This window comes from Paraflavitalea pollutisoli (genome assembly GCF_029360705.1).
In the GTDB taxonomy this organism is placed as follows: Bacteria; Bacteroidota; Bacteroidia; order Chitinophagales; family Chitinophagaceae; genus Paraflavitalea; species Paraflavitalea pollutisoli.
This window is the reverse complement of record NZ_JARKMX010000014.1, coordinates 634,904-652,049: the sequence shown is the minus strand read 5'-3', so window position 1 is coordinate 652,049 and position 17,146 is coordinate 634,904. Positions and strand designations below refer to the sequence as shown.

Annotated in this window: 7 protein-coding genes; all 7 read right to left on the bottom strand. The window is 51.9% G+C overall.

The annotated features are described in order from the left end of the window. Positions 1 to 10 precede the first annotated feature (10 nt). The gene (locus tag P2W70_RS33055) at positions 11 to 2,422 is read right to left on the bottom strand and encodes an ABC transporter permease (RefSeq protein WP_276485895.1); all 2,412 of its coding nucleotides are present in this window, start codon (positions 2,420 to 2,422) and stop codon (positions 11 to 13) included. A 24-nt stretch (positions 2,423 to 2,446) separates the two neighbouring features. Then, on the bottom strand, positions 2,447 to 4,849 hold the full coding sequence (locus P2W70_RS33050; RefSeq protein WP_276485894.1) for an ABC transporter permease: 2,403 nt from the start codon (positions 4,847 to 4,849) through the stop codon (positions 2,447 to 2,449). 38 nt (positions 4,850 to 4,887) lie between these two features. Then, entirely contained in the window at positions 4,888 to 7,281 is a 2,394-nt protein-coding gene (locus P2W70_RS33045; RefSeq protein WP_276485893.1) for an ABC transporter permease, read from the bottom strand. Between the two features lie 28 nt (positions 7,282 to 7,309). After that, a complete protein-coding gene (locus P2W70_RS33040) occupies positions 7,310 to 9,661 on the bottom strand; it encodes an ABC transporter permease (RefSeq protein WP_276485892.1) in 2,352 nt (783 codons plus the stop codon). Positions 9,662 to 9,760: 99 nt separating this feature from the next. Continuing rightward, a complete protein-coding gene (locus P2W70_RS33035; protein WP_276485891.1) occupies positions 9,761 to 12,205 on the bottom strand; it encodes an ABC transporter permease in 2,445 nt (814 codons plus the stop codon). A 55-nt stretch (positions 12,206 to 12,260) separates the two neighbouring features. Further along, positions 12,261 to 14,672 (bottom strand): ABC transporter permease, encoded by a 2,412-nt coding sequence (locus P2W70_RS33030; RefSeq protein WP_276485890.1) that lies wholly within the window; start codon positions 14,670 to 14,672, stop codon positions 12,261 to 12,263. A 65-nt stretch (positions 14,673 to 14,737) separates the two neighbouring features. After that, on the bottom strand, positions 14,738 to 17,113 hold the full coding sequence (locus P2W70_RS33025; protein WP_276485889.1) for an ABC transporter permease: 2,376 nt from the start codon (positions 17,111 to 17,113) through the stop codon (positions 14,738 to 14,740). Positions 17,114 to 17,146 lie beyond the last annotated feature (33 nt).

The window sequence follows — 17,146 nt, the reverse complement described above, 5'->3', positions numbered from 1 at the left end:
CAGCGGCCAATTAGTCGGTTCTCAGGTTCTTCACAGGATTGGTCAGGGCGGCTTTCAGGGCCTGGAAGCTAATGGTCAGTAAGGCGATCAGGAGAGCAGCCACTGCCGAGGCAGCAAATACCCACCATTGCATGTTGATGCGGAAGGCAAACTGCTGTAGCCAATTGTCCATCACCCACCAGGCCAGTGGTATGGCCAGTACGATCGCGATGCCTACCAGTTTCAACAGGTCGATCGATAGCAGCGTGACGATATTCGCGATACCTGCTCCCAGTACTTTTCGGATGCCGATCTCGCGTACCCGTTTGTGCGCGGTATAGATGATGAGCCCCAGTAGTCCCAGGCAACCGATCAGGATCGACAGGCCGGCTGCGATGCCAAAAAAGCTATGCAGCTTTTCTTCCTTGCTGTACTGACGTTGAAAATCCTCGTCCATGAAACGGTAGTAAAAAGGATAATCGCCGTATACTTCTTTCCACACGGCTTCTGCATTGGCAATAGCCCGGGCTGGTGTGATGTTTTCGTATCGCAGCGCGATGACGCTATAATATCCCACAGGACTCAGTACCACCGGACCGATCTTCGATTGCAAACCATGCTGGTGATAATTCTTCACCACACCAACCACCTGTCCTTCCTTCCCCGAGGTCTTTAGTTTTTTGCCAATGGCTTGTTGGGGTGTACCCCAGCCAAATAGTTTAACGGCAGCTTCGTTGATGATGAAAGCCTCTTTGGTATCCGCTTCGCTGTTGGACAGAAAATCGCGCCCCGCGATCAGCGGCAGACCAATGGTTTTGACGTAGTCATGATCGGTGGTAATGTATTCTACGATCAGGCTTTCTTCTTTCGTTTTTCCTTCCGGATAAGCAAACTGGCCATCCCATCCCGAACGGCCCGGGATAGCCCCTGCTGCGGTGATGGAGCGGCTGCCGTTGCGGCGCATCAGTTCTTTTTTGAACAGATCGGCTTTATCATGCCGTTGTACCCAAGGCACGGTCGTAATATCCACCAGTAGCATATTGTCGGTTTTGAAACCCAGTTCCCTGGTTTGCATAAAGCGCATTTGCTGCCACATAATAGCGGTACACATGATGAAGCCTGCCGAGATCACAAACTGCAATACCACCAGCGATTGACGCAGCAAGGTACCGGAGCCGGAATGCGAGAAACGTCCCTTTAGCACTTTGATAGGCTTGAAGGACGAGAGCACCCAGGCAGGGTAGAAGCCTGCCAGTGGTACCAGCACGGCGATAATACCCGTCAACAACAGCAGATTGCCAGGTGACAATAAAGTAGGCACCGTGAATGATTTGCCCGAGAAGCTATTGTAGAGGGGAAGCAGTGCCACCATGACGATCATACTGATCAGTGCCGCTATGGTACACAGTATGGCCGCTTCTGTCAGGAATTGGCCGATCAGGCGACGGCGGCTATTGCCCAGCACTTTCTGGATACCGATCTCTTTGGCTCTTTCTACCGACCGGGCGGTAGACAGGTTGATGAAGTTGAGACAGGCGATCACCAGGATGAAGATGCCGATGGCGAGAAAGAACTGGATGGTTTTGATATTACCCAGTTCTCCCCGCGCCGTGCGCATACCGGAGTACAGGTAGATATCTTTCACCGGCCGCAGGGACAGGGTACTTTTAAAACCTGTTTCTTTCACCTGAGCCGCGCCGGCCACTTGTACCAGGTTGCTGATGCGGGCGTTGGTGCCGATGACGGAAGCGTCCTTGCGCAGACGTACATAATTGTACACGTTGATATCGAACCAGCCCTTGGCAAATTCCTGCTGACAGCTTTCCGGATCCATGCTGCAATAAGAACTGAAAGAAGCGATCATGTCGAAGCTGAGGTGCGAATTGGCTGGCAACTCCGCGAAGACACCCGTGACTTTGAAAGGAACGGTATCATTCACCATCAGTATTTTACCCAGCGCTTCTCCCTGTCCGAAATACCTGGCCTTGGCGTCCTGAGAGATCACAACGCTGTAGGGTTCGGTCAATGCCTTCGCCGCATTACCTTCCTGGAGGGGATAGTTTAAAACGGAAAAGAATTGATCGTCGGCGTAGAATGCATTTTCATAGAAACGTCTTTGCTCGGTTTTGATGATCGGGTACCATTCCCGTACATAGGTCAGGTGCTCGATCTCGGGATATTGCGCCTGCAAGGCCTTGCCGACTGGCCAGCCCACAGTAGCCATTTTATCCGTCTGCCCGTCGGGCAGTACCAGGGTTGTTTCCAACCGGCATACGTTGGGTTGGTCGGCATATCCGGCATCGAACGACAGTTCATCTTTTACCCACAGGCTGATGAAGAAGAACATCGTGATGCCCAATACCAGGCTGCCCAGACTAATGGCCGTAAAACTTTTATTACGGAGTGCGGTGCGCCAGGCGATCTTGCAGTATGTTTTAAGCACGGCTCATTGTTTTAAAAGGTTGAACTATTCACTTTTTAAACTTTTCACAGGGTTGGCCAGTGCGGCCCTGACGGCGCGGTAACCGACCGTGATCCAGGCAATGGCGATCGAACCGACTATGGCCAGCAGGAATATACTCGCTCCTAAAGGAATACGGTATTCGAAATCGGCTAGCCAGCGGGTCATCAGGTACCAGGCCACTGGTGCTGCAATCACAAACGACAGCAATACAAGGATGGTGAATTCGCGCGAAAAGAGATACACGATATGACCTACCGAAGCGCCCAATACTTTGCGGATGCCTACTTCTTTTACGCGTTGGGTGGCCATGAAAGACACCAGCCCGTATAAACCCAGGCAGGAGATAAAGATGGCGATACCGGCGAAAATGGTGTACAGGTGCGAAAGCTGTGTTTCGCGGCGATAGGACCGGTCTACTTTATCGTCGAGGAACTGGTATTCGTACACGAAATCAGGATAAGTCGTCGTCCAAAGTTTCTCAATGAAAGCCAGTGCTTCTTTCGTCTTACCGGGCTCCAGTTTTAAGCCAAACATGTTGTAAGACGTCCTTTGCGAAGCGAGGATGACTGGTTCCAGTGCCTGGCGTAATGTCTGGCTATGAAAATCCTTGACGACACCGCAGATGGTTTTTACATGTTGCCCATCCCACAGATCGATCTTTTTGCCGATCGCTTCCTGTGGATCATGGAGACCTACCCGCTTGATGAATTGCTCGGTCACTACAAACTCCCGGATGCTATCGCTTTCATAGAACGGCCGCCCGGCGATGAACTGCAGGTCATAGGTCTTGAAGTAATTGACGTCTGCAAATTTGAGGTTGGCTTCGAAGCCTGTATTGTTGGGATTGTTGTCGAATTTGAAATCAGAGCTCCAGTTGCCATTGTCGAAAGGACTGGTGAAGGCAAAACTGACATCGCTGATGCCCGGTTGCCGCTCCAATTCTCCACGCAGGTATTCGGCCCGGCTGCGGCTCGCACTGTCGCCCGGTATCGGAACCGTGAGGATATGATCTTTGGTAAAGCCCATGGAGGTCTTCTTGAAAAAATTCATCTGACCTACGATCACCAGCATACCGATGATGAGTACCTGGGCGATGGCAAACTGGAAGACGACCAGGCCCCTGCGTAAGGTGAGGCCACCGGAAGTTTTGGCAGCGATCTTGCTGCGCAAGGCTGTAATGGGATTATAACCTGATAATACGAGCGCCGGATAAAAGCCTGCCAGGAACGTTACGATCACGGTGATGGCGATAGCAAATAGCGGAACGGTAAGGCTGCCAAAGAAGTTACGACTGATCTGTATCTGCAGCAGCGTGTTGAGTGCAGGCACCACGAGCCAGGCAACAGCCGTGGCCAGCAATACCGCAGTACCGGTAATGATGAGGGTTTCGCCGAGAAACTGCGTGATGAGGTTGCGACGGCTGCTGCCCAGTACCTTGCGAACACCTACTTCCTTCGCCCTGTTCACGGCCTGTGCGGTGGCCAGGTTGATGAAGTTGACACAAGCGATGATGAGCAGGAACAGTCCGATCAGCGACAGCGTAGTGATGAGCTCTTTACTGAATACCTGGCGCGAATAAACGCCCAGGGTGGTATCGAAGTGCATGTCGGTCAGGGCCTGCAGGCCAAATCCTTCTTTTTGGTTTTCGACAGGCTTGTGTTTTTTGACGAAGCCGGGCAGCAGCTTGCTCAGCCGGGATGCCGGATAGTTTTCCGGTAACACGAAATAACAGTGATGACCACTCCAGATACTGATCCAATCGGTGTAGTCGGGTTCCTTGAATGACTTCATGGAAGCCACGATGCGGAAAGGTATATCGGTAGTGGGTGGAGGATCCGCCAGGATGCCGGTGACCTTATATACTTTGGCGTTGTCATATTTGATAGAGCGTCCTACGGCTTTTTGCCAGTCGCCAAAATATTTCTCCGCGATCTCCCTGGTCAGCACGACCATATCGGGGCCGGATAAAGCGGTCGCTTTATCTCCGGCCAGCCATGTGAAATCGAAGATGTCGAAGATCGCCGGTTCAACATAAAAGAAGCCACGCGCTTCCTTGAATTTCTTGCCCGGATTGTTCTGTTCATCCAGTACAGTGATCTGGTCGCCGCCGCTGCCAAATACGCCGGCTACTTTCTCCAGTTCGGGAAAATCCTGGCGCAATCCTTCCGGTACCGCCCAGGGTACACCGGCACTGCGGCCCCCGCCAACACCACCGGTCTCGGTGTACATCCGGTAGATCCGGTCCCTTTTGGTATGGTAGTTATCGAAGCTGAGGTGATAGCTGGTGATCAGGTAGATCAACAGGCAGGCTGCAATACCCACGGCCAGGCCAGTGATATTGATCACGGCATAACTCCTGTTTCTCATCAGGCTACGGAAGGCAGTTTTGAAATAGTTTTTGAACACGGGTAACTGTTTTTATACGTTTAATAGGCTATACTTCTTTATTCGTTGCGCAGGCTTTCTATCGGGTTTGCCAACGCGGCTTTGATGGCATGTATGCTGATCGTTGCCAGCGTTATGAACAGGGCCAGGATACCGGCCAGTCCAAATATCCACCATTGTATGTCAATCCGGTAGGCGAAGCCCTGCAACCATTGGTGCATCGACAGCCATGCAATCGGTGTAGCGATCACGATCGCGAAGGCTACCAGTTTGATGAAGTCGGTACTGAGCATACGTACGATCGAAGGCACAGAGGCTCCCAATACCTTGCGGATACCGATCTCTTTGATCTTTTGCTGCGCCGTAAAGGCAGCCAGGCCAAAGAGGCCAAGGGAAGCGATCAATACGGCCAGTATGGTGAATATCAGTGACAGGGTTTCCTGCTTTTGCTCGGCTGCATATTGCCGGGCGAAATTCTGGTCGAGGAAGTTGAACTCGACAGGGTTGCTCCGGTCAAACTCCTTGTATACTTTTTCGATCCAGGCGAGTGCTTGTTTCGTATGGTCGGTATTGATCTTTACATACAGGTTGTCTTCCATGGTGGCGACGGGCGGCATCAGCAATACCATCGATCCTACCTTATGCTGTAGAGAGTAGGTGTGAAAATCTTTCACAACACCCACCACAGTTCTTTCACCGACTTCGTCTGCTCCGTATTTGAAACGTACGCGTTTATGGAGGGCATTTGTCCAGCCCATTTCCTTCACCAGGGTTTCGTTGACGATGGCGCCGCTGTATTTATCCGCTTCGGCGCCGGGAATGAAGTTGCGGCCCTGTGCCAGCTGAATGCCCATTGTGCCCAGGTATTCTGCATCCACCATCAGTTCCTGCGCCATTTTGCTGCTGGTGGTGAAGGAGCCGTCATTGGTCTCGAAAGTGAATCCATGTTCACCGAGGTCATTGTTGCCGATGGGATTGCCGGCTGCCGATACCCCCTGCACCAGCGGATTTTGCAGCAGCTGCGTTTTGATAGCGCTGACTTGTTTGCGAACCTCCCGGTCATGTATATGAAAGGTGAGTACCTGTTCTTTGTTGAAGCCGAGGTCTTTTTTGGATGTAAACTGCATTTGGCGGTAGATGACCAGCGAGCCGGCTATCATGATCACTGTAATGGTAAATTGAAATACGACCAATGATTTGCGGAAGAAGATACTGGTCGACAGGTTACCCATTTGTCCTTTCAAAGCCGGAATAGCCTTGAAGCGCGAAAGAAAGATGGCCGGGTAGAGGCCACTCATGGCGCCCGTCAATAACGCAAACGCCAGGATGAACAGCAAGGTGAGTGGTACCCCGAAACGCCAGATGCTGAGTTCCTTGCCCGACAATGAGTTGAACAAGGGTAACAGGATCTGCGTACAGAACCAGGCCAGTAGGGTTGATACCAGGGTCAAGACCAGCGCCTCGGCAATGAACATACCGATGAGGTGCCAGCGGCCGGAGCCAATGACCTTACGTACCCCTACTTCGCGGATACGCGTAGAAGACCGGGCGGTAGACAGGTTGATATAGTTGATGATGGCAATAGCCAGGACCAGCAAAGCGATGGCTGAAAAGATGTATACCCGGTTGATGCTGCTGTTGGGACCGAGTTCGTACTGCAGGTTACTGTGCAGGTGTATATCGGTCAGTGGTTGCAGCTCCAGCCGGTAGTCTGTCACCCGCATGATCTTCTGGATGCTGCCGGCAGCAAAAGCAGGCAGGCCGGCTGCTACCTGGTGAACATCGGTGCCCGCGCGCAACAAGAGGTAAGTATAACTGTTGAAGTTTTGCCAGTTGTCGGTATAGTTCGCCGGTAAAGAACGCAGGCCGCTGAAGCGCAGGTGCGTATTGGCAGGTACATCACGCATCACACCCGTCACCAGGTTGGGATAGTTATTGCTGAAGTATACCGTTTGATTCAACGCCTTTCTCGGATCACCAAATAATTTACGCGCCAGTGTTTCACTCAGTACGATCGACTCGGGGCGGGCAAGCGCCGTATTCGCATCGCCGGCCAGGAAAGGGTAAGTAAATACTTTGAAGATATTGGCATCGGCGAAGAAGATATCTTCTGCTTTGATGGGTTTGTTGTTGTACGCAATAATGCCGCCGCCTTCGGGGATAATGCGGGTTGCTTCCTGCACCTGGGGAAAGTAATCCTTCAGAGCGGGGGCGAAGGGCGCCGATGTAGATGCCTGGTGCATATCCCCACCATCCCAGCGGGTATGCTGGGCCACGCGGTAAATACGATTCGCCTGCGTATGAAAGCGTTCATAGCTGAGCTCGTCGGCGATGTACAGGGCAATGAGCCAGAAGGCCGTGAGCCCGATCGTAAGTCCCGCGATATTGATACTTGCATACGCTTTGGTGCGAAGCAGGTTGCGGAAAGCTGTTTTAAAATAATTGCGCCACATAGGTTGCTTGTATAAGGCTTATAAGGAGTTATTCGTTCTTCAAACTCTTAACGGGATTCGTCAGCGCTGCTTTGATCGCCTGCGCCCCGACGGTCACGGCGGCAATGGCCATTATCAGCAAACCGCCAACGGCAAAGACCAACCAGTTGATGTCGATCCGGTAAGCAAAGTCTTGCAGCCAGTTATTCATCGCCCACCAGGTGGCTGGTACCGCAATCGCAAAAGCAATTAATACCAGCAGGAGGAAGTTCCTGGATACGAGTACGAGTATCTGTGCCACGGATGCCCCCAATACTTTACGGATGCCAATCTCTTTTTGCCGTTGCTGCATGGCGTGGTAGGCCAGGCCAAACAAGCCCATACAGGCCAGTACGATGGCAATGCCGGCAAACAGGTTCATGATCTTGCCCAACCGCTGCTCGGAAGCATACATTTTATTGTAGTCCTCATCGAGAAAATGATAGCTGAACGGACGATGCGGCGCCATGGATTTCCAGGTGGAATTGATCGCTTCGAGGGTGTTACCGATATGCTCACCGGAGATCTTGACGAGCAGGTTGGCCCCCCAGGTGTCTGTAAACAACACCAGCGGCATCACGGCCGAATGCAGCGACTGGAAATGGAAATCTTTGGTTACGCCTTTTACCTCACCCGGCCGGCTCGCGTCGAGCCACATCTTTTTGCCAATGGCCTCTTGGGGTGTCCATCCCAGTGCTTTAGCAGCAGACTCGTTGAGGATATAATGGTAGTAGCGTAATTCGAAGCTATCGAGTGTGCCATCGATGTAATCCTGGTGGGTGAGGGGAGCGCCGGCCACCAGTTCTATACCCATCGTCTTCAGATAGTCTTCGTCGATCGTGGCGGCGGTCACGGCCATATTGTCTGTTTCGGCCATGGTGGCGTTACGCATGTTGAAGCCACTGCCGATCTGCGTAGGCAGGGCATTGGAACGTGTTACGCTCACTACGCCCGGTTGATTGAGTAGTTGACCTTTCAGCGTGGCATATTTATCCAGCAGTTTACTATCGAGCGGCAAAACGAGGATATGGTCACGATCATAGCCCAGCTTTTTTTCCTGGATGAAGGTCATCTGCTGGTGAATGATGAGCGTACCGATCACGAGGAATACCGAGATGCCAAACTGGAATACGATGAGTGTTTTGCGCAACCAGGCGCCGGAGCTATTCTTGACGGCTGCGCCTTTCAACACCTTGACCGGTTTGAAAGCGGCCAGCACCAGTGCGGGGTAGCTGCCCGCCAGGAAGCTCACGCAGGCAATGATAAGGCCCATCACCCCGAGAATGGCGGGTGTCAGCAAGGAGGGAAACGATAAACTGGCGCCAGATAAATGATTGAAGGCCGGCAGCAGCAATGCCACCACACCAGCACTGGCCAACATAGCCAGTGTGCAGAGCAGCAGTGATTCGGCAATGAACTGGCGGAAGATCTGGTGCTTCAAGGCACCGATCGCTTTACGGATACCCACTTCACGGCTGCGGTCGATGGAGCGGGCCGTACTGAGATTAACGTAAGTAATGCAGGCAATGCTCAGGATGAGCAAGGCCACACCGGTGAGGATATACAGGTACGTGATATTGGTATTCGGTACCAGACCATCGTATGGCGAGTGGAGGTGGATACGATCAAAACGTTCCAGGGTAAACTCGATGCTGGCGTTGGCGCCCTTCATGTCTTTATCCATATACGCCTTGATCTTGGCTTCCAGCGGCGCGAAATCGGTTTCCTTTTTCAGCAACAGGAAGGTCGTATAATTGGCATTCCACCAGGTCTTCTCCTGGTTGGCCTGCAGCGAGGAAAAAGAGCACAGGAAGTCGAACGTGATCTGCGAGTTGGAAGGCAGATCGGGCAGGATGCCGGTGACCTCATAGGGCACTGCATTGGCGCCGATCTGTAAGATCTTACCCATCGGGTTTTGCAGACCGAAATATTTAGTAGCTGTACTGGCTGTCAGCACCACCTTGTTTATACCTGATAAGGCGTTTTTGGGATCGCCCTGGGTCAGTGAAAAAGAAAACAGGTCGAAGAAAGTTGAGTCTGCATAAAGGAAGTTCTTTTCTTCGAAGCGCTGGTCACCCAATGTTACCACCCGGAAGGCAGACGTCATGCGCATGCCCGATTCTATCTCCGGAAAAGTACGTGCAAAGACCGGCAATACTTTGGTACTGGTCACAGCCACCTTTTTACCATCGCCACTCGAAAACCGGTAGTCCATGATTACCCGGGTAATACGGTTGCCCTTGGCCTGAAACTTGTCGAAGCTGTATTCATGCTGTATGTACAGGCCGATCAGCAGGCAGCAGGTAATACCCGTTACCAGGCCCAGCACATTGATGAAGGCCATGGTTTTGTTCTTCCACAAGTTCCGCCAGGCGGTTTTTAAATAGTTCCTGAACACGGTCGATAGATTTTATTGGTTGATATAGTACAAGCACAGCCTGCTTGACAGCAGGCTGACACTTTATTCGTTTCTCAAACTTTTAACCGGGTTGGCCATGGCTGCCCGGATGGCCTGTATACCAATCGTACACAACGTGATGCCGGTAGCCAGTATGCCTGCCAGTGCGATGATCCACCAACTGATGGCGGTGCGGTAGGCAAAGTCTTCCAGCCAGTGATGCATAAAGTACCAGGCCACCGGCGCTGCAATCAGCGTTGCGATCAACACCAGCTGTACAAATTCCCTGGTCAGCATCGAGGTGATATTACCAACGGTAGCTCCCAGCACCTTGCGGATGCCGATCTCCTTGGCTCTTTGCTGCATCGTGAAAGTAGCCAGTCCAAATAAACCGATGCAGGAGATGAAAATAGCCATACCCATGGCCGTATTCATCAACCGCGCTGTTTTCTGCTCTTTTTCATACATCGCTGCCAGTGTTTCATCAAAAAAGGTCAACGATGGTTTTTTGTCGGGGTATACTGCTTTCCATTTACTGTCGATGGCGGCCAGTAAGCCTTTTACGGTACCCAATTGTTGCTGGCCGGTAGCCAGTTTAACGCTGATGGTGCGGTAGGCCTTGGCCTCGGTTGTCAGGAAGAAAGGGGGGATCGCTTCATGGAACGACTTCGCATGAAAATCATCCATAACGCCAACTATTGGTCCTGTTTTTCCGGCTATACCGACTTGTACGATTTGGCCAATGGCTTTTTCGGGTGTGTCGAAGCCCAGCGCCCGGGCGCAGGTGGCATTGACCACAAATTCACGCAGGGTGTCGGATGGCAACAGGTTGCGCCCAGCCAGTAGTTTGATCTGGTACAGCGATAAATATTGCGCATCTACATATCCAAATGAAGATGTGATCTCATTGTCTGTCAGCTGGCTGCCGAGCGTCTTGATAGAGGTTCCACCATGTCTTTTGGCGGCCGGAGTTTCTCCATGAATGCTAACCGCTTTGACGCCGGGCAACTGAAGCAGTTGTTGGGCCAGCAATTGTTTACTGGCAGCAGAGGCATCACGCCCCGGACGCAGGTTGACGATCGCATCATGATCGAAACCCAGGTCCGTGTTGAGCATATAGTGAATTTGCTTGCCCACCACCAATGTTCCGATGATGAAGACCAGCGATACGGTAAACTGAAATACGATGAGCGATTTGCGCAGGTATTGTTTGCCATGTACGGTAGTCGATGGTTGTCCTTTCAGACTGGTCACGGGTTTGAAGGCGGCAATAACACCGGCCGGGTAAAAGCCGGCCAGTAAGGTGGTTGCTACCAAAATGATGGCCAGGATCAGCCAGGTCGTTTTCGTGAAAGGATTGACCAGTACGCCGGTCGGTATAAAGTCATTGAAGGCGGCTAAAATGGGTTTCAGCATGATCACGGAGAGTACGAGGGCTGCGAGTGTGATCAGGAAGGTTTCGCCAAAGAACTGCAACCGCAAGCTCGCCCGTCCGCTACCCAACACTTTACGTACCCCGATCTCTTTGGCGCGCGTGATGGATTGTGCCGTCGAGAGGTTGACAAAGTTGATCACAGCGATCAGCAGTATGAACAGGGCAATGCCCATCAATCCGTACAAGGTGGGTAAATGCACCTTGCGGGCATAACCGTCGGCATAGTCTTCATTAAAATGAATATCCGACAGGGGTTGCAGTTGCAACTGGTTGCCTGGCCCTTGCATATTGTCTTTGGCAAAGCGGGTAAGATGGGCATTGACCTGCTCAGGAGTGGTACCGGGCGCCAGCTTTACATAGGCCTGTGAGTAGTAGTCCCACATGCCCCACGCATTCATATCGATGTTCTCTTTCAGGAAGCTATTGGGTATAGTAGCAAAGGAGATGAAATCCGTAAAACCAAAATCGGTGTTACCCGTCCAGTCGCGCACGATACCGGCAACCTGTACATGCAGGGAGTCATTGTAGTAGAGTTCCCGGCCGATGAGGTTGGCAGCAGGCTGGTCGCCGAAATAGCGGCTGGCCGCTTTTTCCGTCAATACCACCTGGAAGGGGGCCGACAGCGCCTTTGCGGGGTTGCCAGCCAGCCATTGGTACGTGAAGATGGAAAAATAAGAAGGTTCGGTTATGATAACCGGCGAAGGTTGATCGCGTACGACTTCAAATACCCTCGCCTCCTGGTTGGGCTGAGGCACGGTTACCGATGCATAGTAGTTGTGGAAAGCAGTTACCTGTTCCAGCCCGCTCACCTGTTCGCGTACCCGCATGGGTACCGGCGCGGGCACATAGCCTTTTTTGCGGACCGCTTCGTTCTTAAACTGGCTGGCACCTACAATTCGGTAGACGCGGTCGCGGTTAGGATGAAAACGATCGTAACCCAGTTCATAACTGGCAATGAGGAAAATAACCAGGCAGGAGCTGATGCCCAGCGCCAACCCCAGTACATTGATGGTAGTATATCCCTTGTTACGTAACAAGGTTCTCCACCCTGGTTTGAAGAAATTCACAAACATACAGACAGGTTTTAGTTGTTGAGAATGACTTACATTTTCCTCATAGCCTTATCTGTTATTCACTTCTTAAGCTCTTGACGGGATTCATCAGCGCGGCCCGAATGGCCTGGAAGCTGATGGTGACGGCAGCGATCAGCAAAGCGATCACCCCGGCCAGTATAAATACGCCCGCATCGATGCGGGTACGATACGCAAAATCTTCCAGCCATTGGGTCATCGCCCACCAGCTGGCCGGCACAGCGATCACCAATGCAATACCCACAAGCAACAGGAACTCTTTCGATACGAGCACCAGCACTTGCTGTACGGAAGCGCCCAGTACCTTGCGGATACCAATTTCACGGGTACGCTGCTCAACGGTATATGCTACCAGGCCAAACAAGCCCAGGCAGGCAATGACGATGGAGACCACGGCAAACACTGAAAACAATTGACCGCTCTTCTCTTCAGCTGCATACAATTGAGCAAACCGGTCATCGAGAAAACTATAGGTGAAAGGTGTCTGCGGACTGAAAGACTGCCATACCTTTTTGGTGTCTGCGAGGAAGGCCGTCATATCTTTTGAGGCCACCTTCACCATCATGGCGCCGTTGTTACGGCCCAGCAACATCATCAAGGGAGCGATCTTTTGCCGGGCAGTAGCGGTATGAAAATCCTGCACGACCCCTACGATGGTAAACTCCCTGCGTCCGGAACGCACAATGGTGCGGCCGATCGGGTTACCAGTAATGCCCAGTGCCCGTACGGCAGTTTCATTCACGACCACGGAAGCCGAATCGCCAGGATGGTCGGCTGAAAAGTTCCTGCCTGCTGCCATCTTCATTCCCAGCGTATGCAGGTAATCATAATCGACGCGGAAAATACCCGTCTGAATCTCCTGTCGGGCGTCGCCCTCCTGCTGCGCCTTCAGGTATACCTGCGTACCATCGTTGCTGCCATTGGCTGGTACAGAATACGAAATGGTGGCATGGCTTACACGCGTATCTGCTAAGAGCTGTTGTTTGAAGGCGGCCTCATTATTGCCAAGGCCAGCCCAGGTATCCTGGATGATCAGCACCTGGTCTTTATCATACCCCAGCTTTTGGTTTTGCATAAAATACAGCTGGCGGTATACGATGATGGTCGAGATGATCAGGGCAGTAGAGATCACAAACTGGAATACCACCAGCCCGCTGCGCAGCAAATGGCCACGGGGTTGGGTGGCCAGCCGGCCTTTCAACACTTTGATGGGGGCAAAAGACGACAACACAAAAGAAGGGTAGAGGCCGGCGAGGATACCGGTAAGCAGACTCACCGTTACGGCACCCAATAAGGTCTGCCATTGCAGAAAGAAATTCATATGGATCGCCTTGCCGCTAACCTGGTTGAAGGCCGGTAACAAGGCGTATACGATCGCCAGCGCAATGCCGGTAGCGATCAGGCTGAGCAGGATCGATTCTGTCAGGAACTGCAATACCAATTGTGTTTTTTGTGAGCCCATCACTTTACGGATACCCACTTCACGGGCACGACGCGTTGCGCTGGCAGTAGACAGGTTGGTAAAGTTGACACAAGCCAGCAGCAAAATGAACAAAGCCAGGGCGCTGAATATATAGACATAGCTGATATCGCCATTGGCTTCCAGTTCGTATTTCGTATTGGAATGCAGGTGGATGTCGGCCAGCGGCTGCAGGAAGAAACGAAAGGTATTAATCGATTTCTGCGCTTCTGCCAATGATACGCCCATGTCGGCCTGTATTTCAGGTACGACATATTTGGCCACCAGTTGGGGGAATTTAGCTTCCAGTTTGGCAGGATCGGTTCCGGGTTGAAGGGTTACATAGGTATAATGGGATACATTGCTCCAGGTTTCCTGACGGGCCTGCAGGCTGTTCATGCTAAAGGCCATGTCGAAATGGAAATGAGAGTTACCCGGCAATGTTTCAAAAACACCGGTTACCTGGTAGCTCTTGTCCTGGGCCGTCAGCATTTTGCCCAGCGCCGGACCTTCTCCAAAATACTTGATGGCCGTAGCGCGGGAAAGCACGATGGTGTTTGGTTCCAGCAAGGCCGTTTTGATATCGCCTTCAGACAATTTGATGGAAAAGGACGAGAGGAAATTATCATCGAGGATCGCCACCCGGTCTTCTTTGAAGGTAGTACCCTGGTACTGGAAAAACCAGCCGCCACGACGTATGAGTCGGGTGAAGCTAACAACTTCCGGAAAAGCATTTTTAATGCCTTCGCCCACGGCGGCATCCACCATCGGGAAATCTGTGGTACCACCATTTTCGTCCAGGTGCAGTTGCACCCGGTACATATTGGCGGCATCTTTGGCATAGCGGTCATAGGTCAGCTCGTCATAAACAAAGGCTGCTATCAGTAAAAAACAAGTGAGGCCCACCGATAAGCCAAATACATTGATAAAGGAGAACGTTTTGTTCCGAACCAGGTTACGCCAGGCGATTTTTAAATAGTTGATGATCACGGCTTGTTGGTTTTAATGATAGTCAATGATGGGTGGTGGGTGGTGTGCAGTTTTATAATGATGAATTATTCGCTTCTTAAGCTTTTTACAGGGTTCATGATAGCTGCTTTGATGGCTTGGAAACTGATGGTGGCCACGGCGATGACCAGGGCCAGCGCGCCGGCCAGCAGGAATACCCACCAGGCGATTGGGGTACGGTAGGCGAAACCTTCTACCCATTTGTGCATAAAGTACCAGGCAGTAGGCGCGGCAATCACGAAGGCAATACCGACCAGTTTCAGGAAGTCTTTCGATACCAGGTTGATGATGCCGGCTACCGAAGCGCCCATCACTTTACGGATGCCGATCTCTTTGGTCCGTTGCGCGGTGCTATAGGCGGCGAGGCCCAGCAAGCCCAGGCAGGAAATGAAGATGGCGAGGATGGCGAAATTGAAGAAGAGGTTACCAAAACGTTCTTCCGCACGGTATTGCTCATTAAATTGTTCGTCGAGGAACCGATAGCTGAAAGGCCGGTTGGGCATGATGCGTTTCCAGTTGTTCTCGATAGCCGTCAACGTGGCTTTGACATTGGTAGGGGCAATTTTCGCAGATACCAGTCCCGAGCCTTTAGGATTGATCCGCATGGTCAGCGGCTTGATCTGGCTTTGGAGGGAACGGAAATGAAAATCCTTCACCACACCGACGATCCTGCCTTCGCTGCCCCACTGTTTATAACGACGACCAATGGCTTGCTCGGCACTGGGATAGCCGAAAAGCCGCGCAGCAGTTTCATTGATGATCATGGCCTGCGTAGTATCCGTAAGGAAATCGCGGGAGAAAGGGCGGCCCGCTGCCATCTTCATATCATAGATCTTGATATAATCGAAATCGACAAAATACAGGTCGAGGTTGGCGATCTGCAGGTCGCCTTTGAAGTTTTCCACCTCCGAATAGGCACCTGGATTGCCACCGCCGGGTACACTACCGGCCAACGATACCGCCTGTACGCCAGGCACAGTAGTCAACGATTGTTTGAAGGCTTCCCGGGCCGGATCATTATTGGTATTGATGATCACCATCTGGTCCTTTTTGAAACCCAGGTCCTGGTTACGCATAAAGTCCATCTGTCGGTAAACGATGATGGTGGCGATGATCAGCGCAATGGAAATACTGAACTGCGTTACTACCAGCCCTTTCCGGAGCAAGATGCCGCGCATACCGGTCGAGAAGCGGCCTTTCAATACCACGATCGGTTGGAAGGAGGTGAGTACCAGTGCGGGATAAATCCCAGCCAGCATACCAATACCAATTGCTGCCGCAAACAGGGTGCCGATATACCCCCAGTTACTAAAAATACCAGGGCTCACTTCCTTGCCGGCGAGCTGGTTAAACAAGGGGAGCAACAAAGCTGCCAGCCCGATGGTAAACAGGAAAGCGACCACGCAAAGGATAACCGATTCGCCAATGAACTGGCGTACCAGCTGCACCTTACCGGCGCCCACCACTTTACGAATGCCCACCTCTTTGGCACGCTCGGTAGAGCGGGCAGTGGTGAGGTTGATGAAGTTGATACAGGCTATCAGCAGGATGAAAACGGCAACGATCGAAAAGATGTATACGTTGGTGATGCTGCCGTTGGCTGCGTATTCCGAATGCAGGTATACATCGAGTAAAGGCTCCAGCTTGAGGGTGGCATACATCTGCATCTCCGCCTCTTCTTTACCCGCCCGCTTTTTGATGAAGGCCGGGAACTTCGATTCCAGCGCCTTGTAATTGGTGCCGGGTTTTAGCAACAACCAGGCAGAAGTGCCATAGTTACCCCATTGGTTGTCGAGGTCCTTGGCAAATTTGCCGGTGAGCGTACTCATCGATACAAAGACATCTACCTTGAGCTGCGAATTCTCGGGAATTTCTTTCATAATACCCGTAATCTTGGCTGGCTCGCCGCTATCCCACATCAGCAGCGTTTGCCCCATGGGGTTCTCATTGCCAAAAAACTTCTTGGCGGCTTTTTCCGACAATACGATGCTCTGTGGTTCGGTCAATGCTTTTTCGGGATTACCCTGCAGCAGTTTGAAGTCGAAGATCTTGAAGAGGGCGGAGTCGGCAAATCCGATGCTGGGCTCCTGGATCTTTATATCGCCGCGACGCAGCAGCATATAATCGCCGTTGAAACGCACAAAGGCTTCCACTTCGGGAAACTCATCTTTGATATTGGGAGGTGCTGCCCACGAAGGACCGCCGGTCTTCAGTGTTTCGGAAGGCGTTTTCAGATCCCCCACGATTCGGTACACCCGGTCTGCTTTGGTATTGAAAGTGTCGTAAGATAGTTCAAAGCGTACATACAGGAAGATGAGGAAGCAGGCCGTCATGCCCACGGTAAGCCCCATGATATTGATGAAGGAAAAGGCTTTGTGTTTCCACAGGTTCCTGAAAGCTGTTTTTAGATAGTTCCTGAACATCGATACTGTTTGTATGGTTGGTGTTGGTTGTTT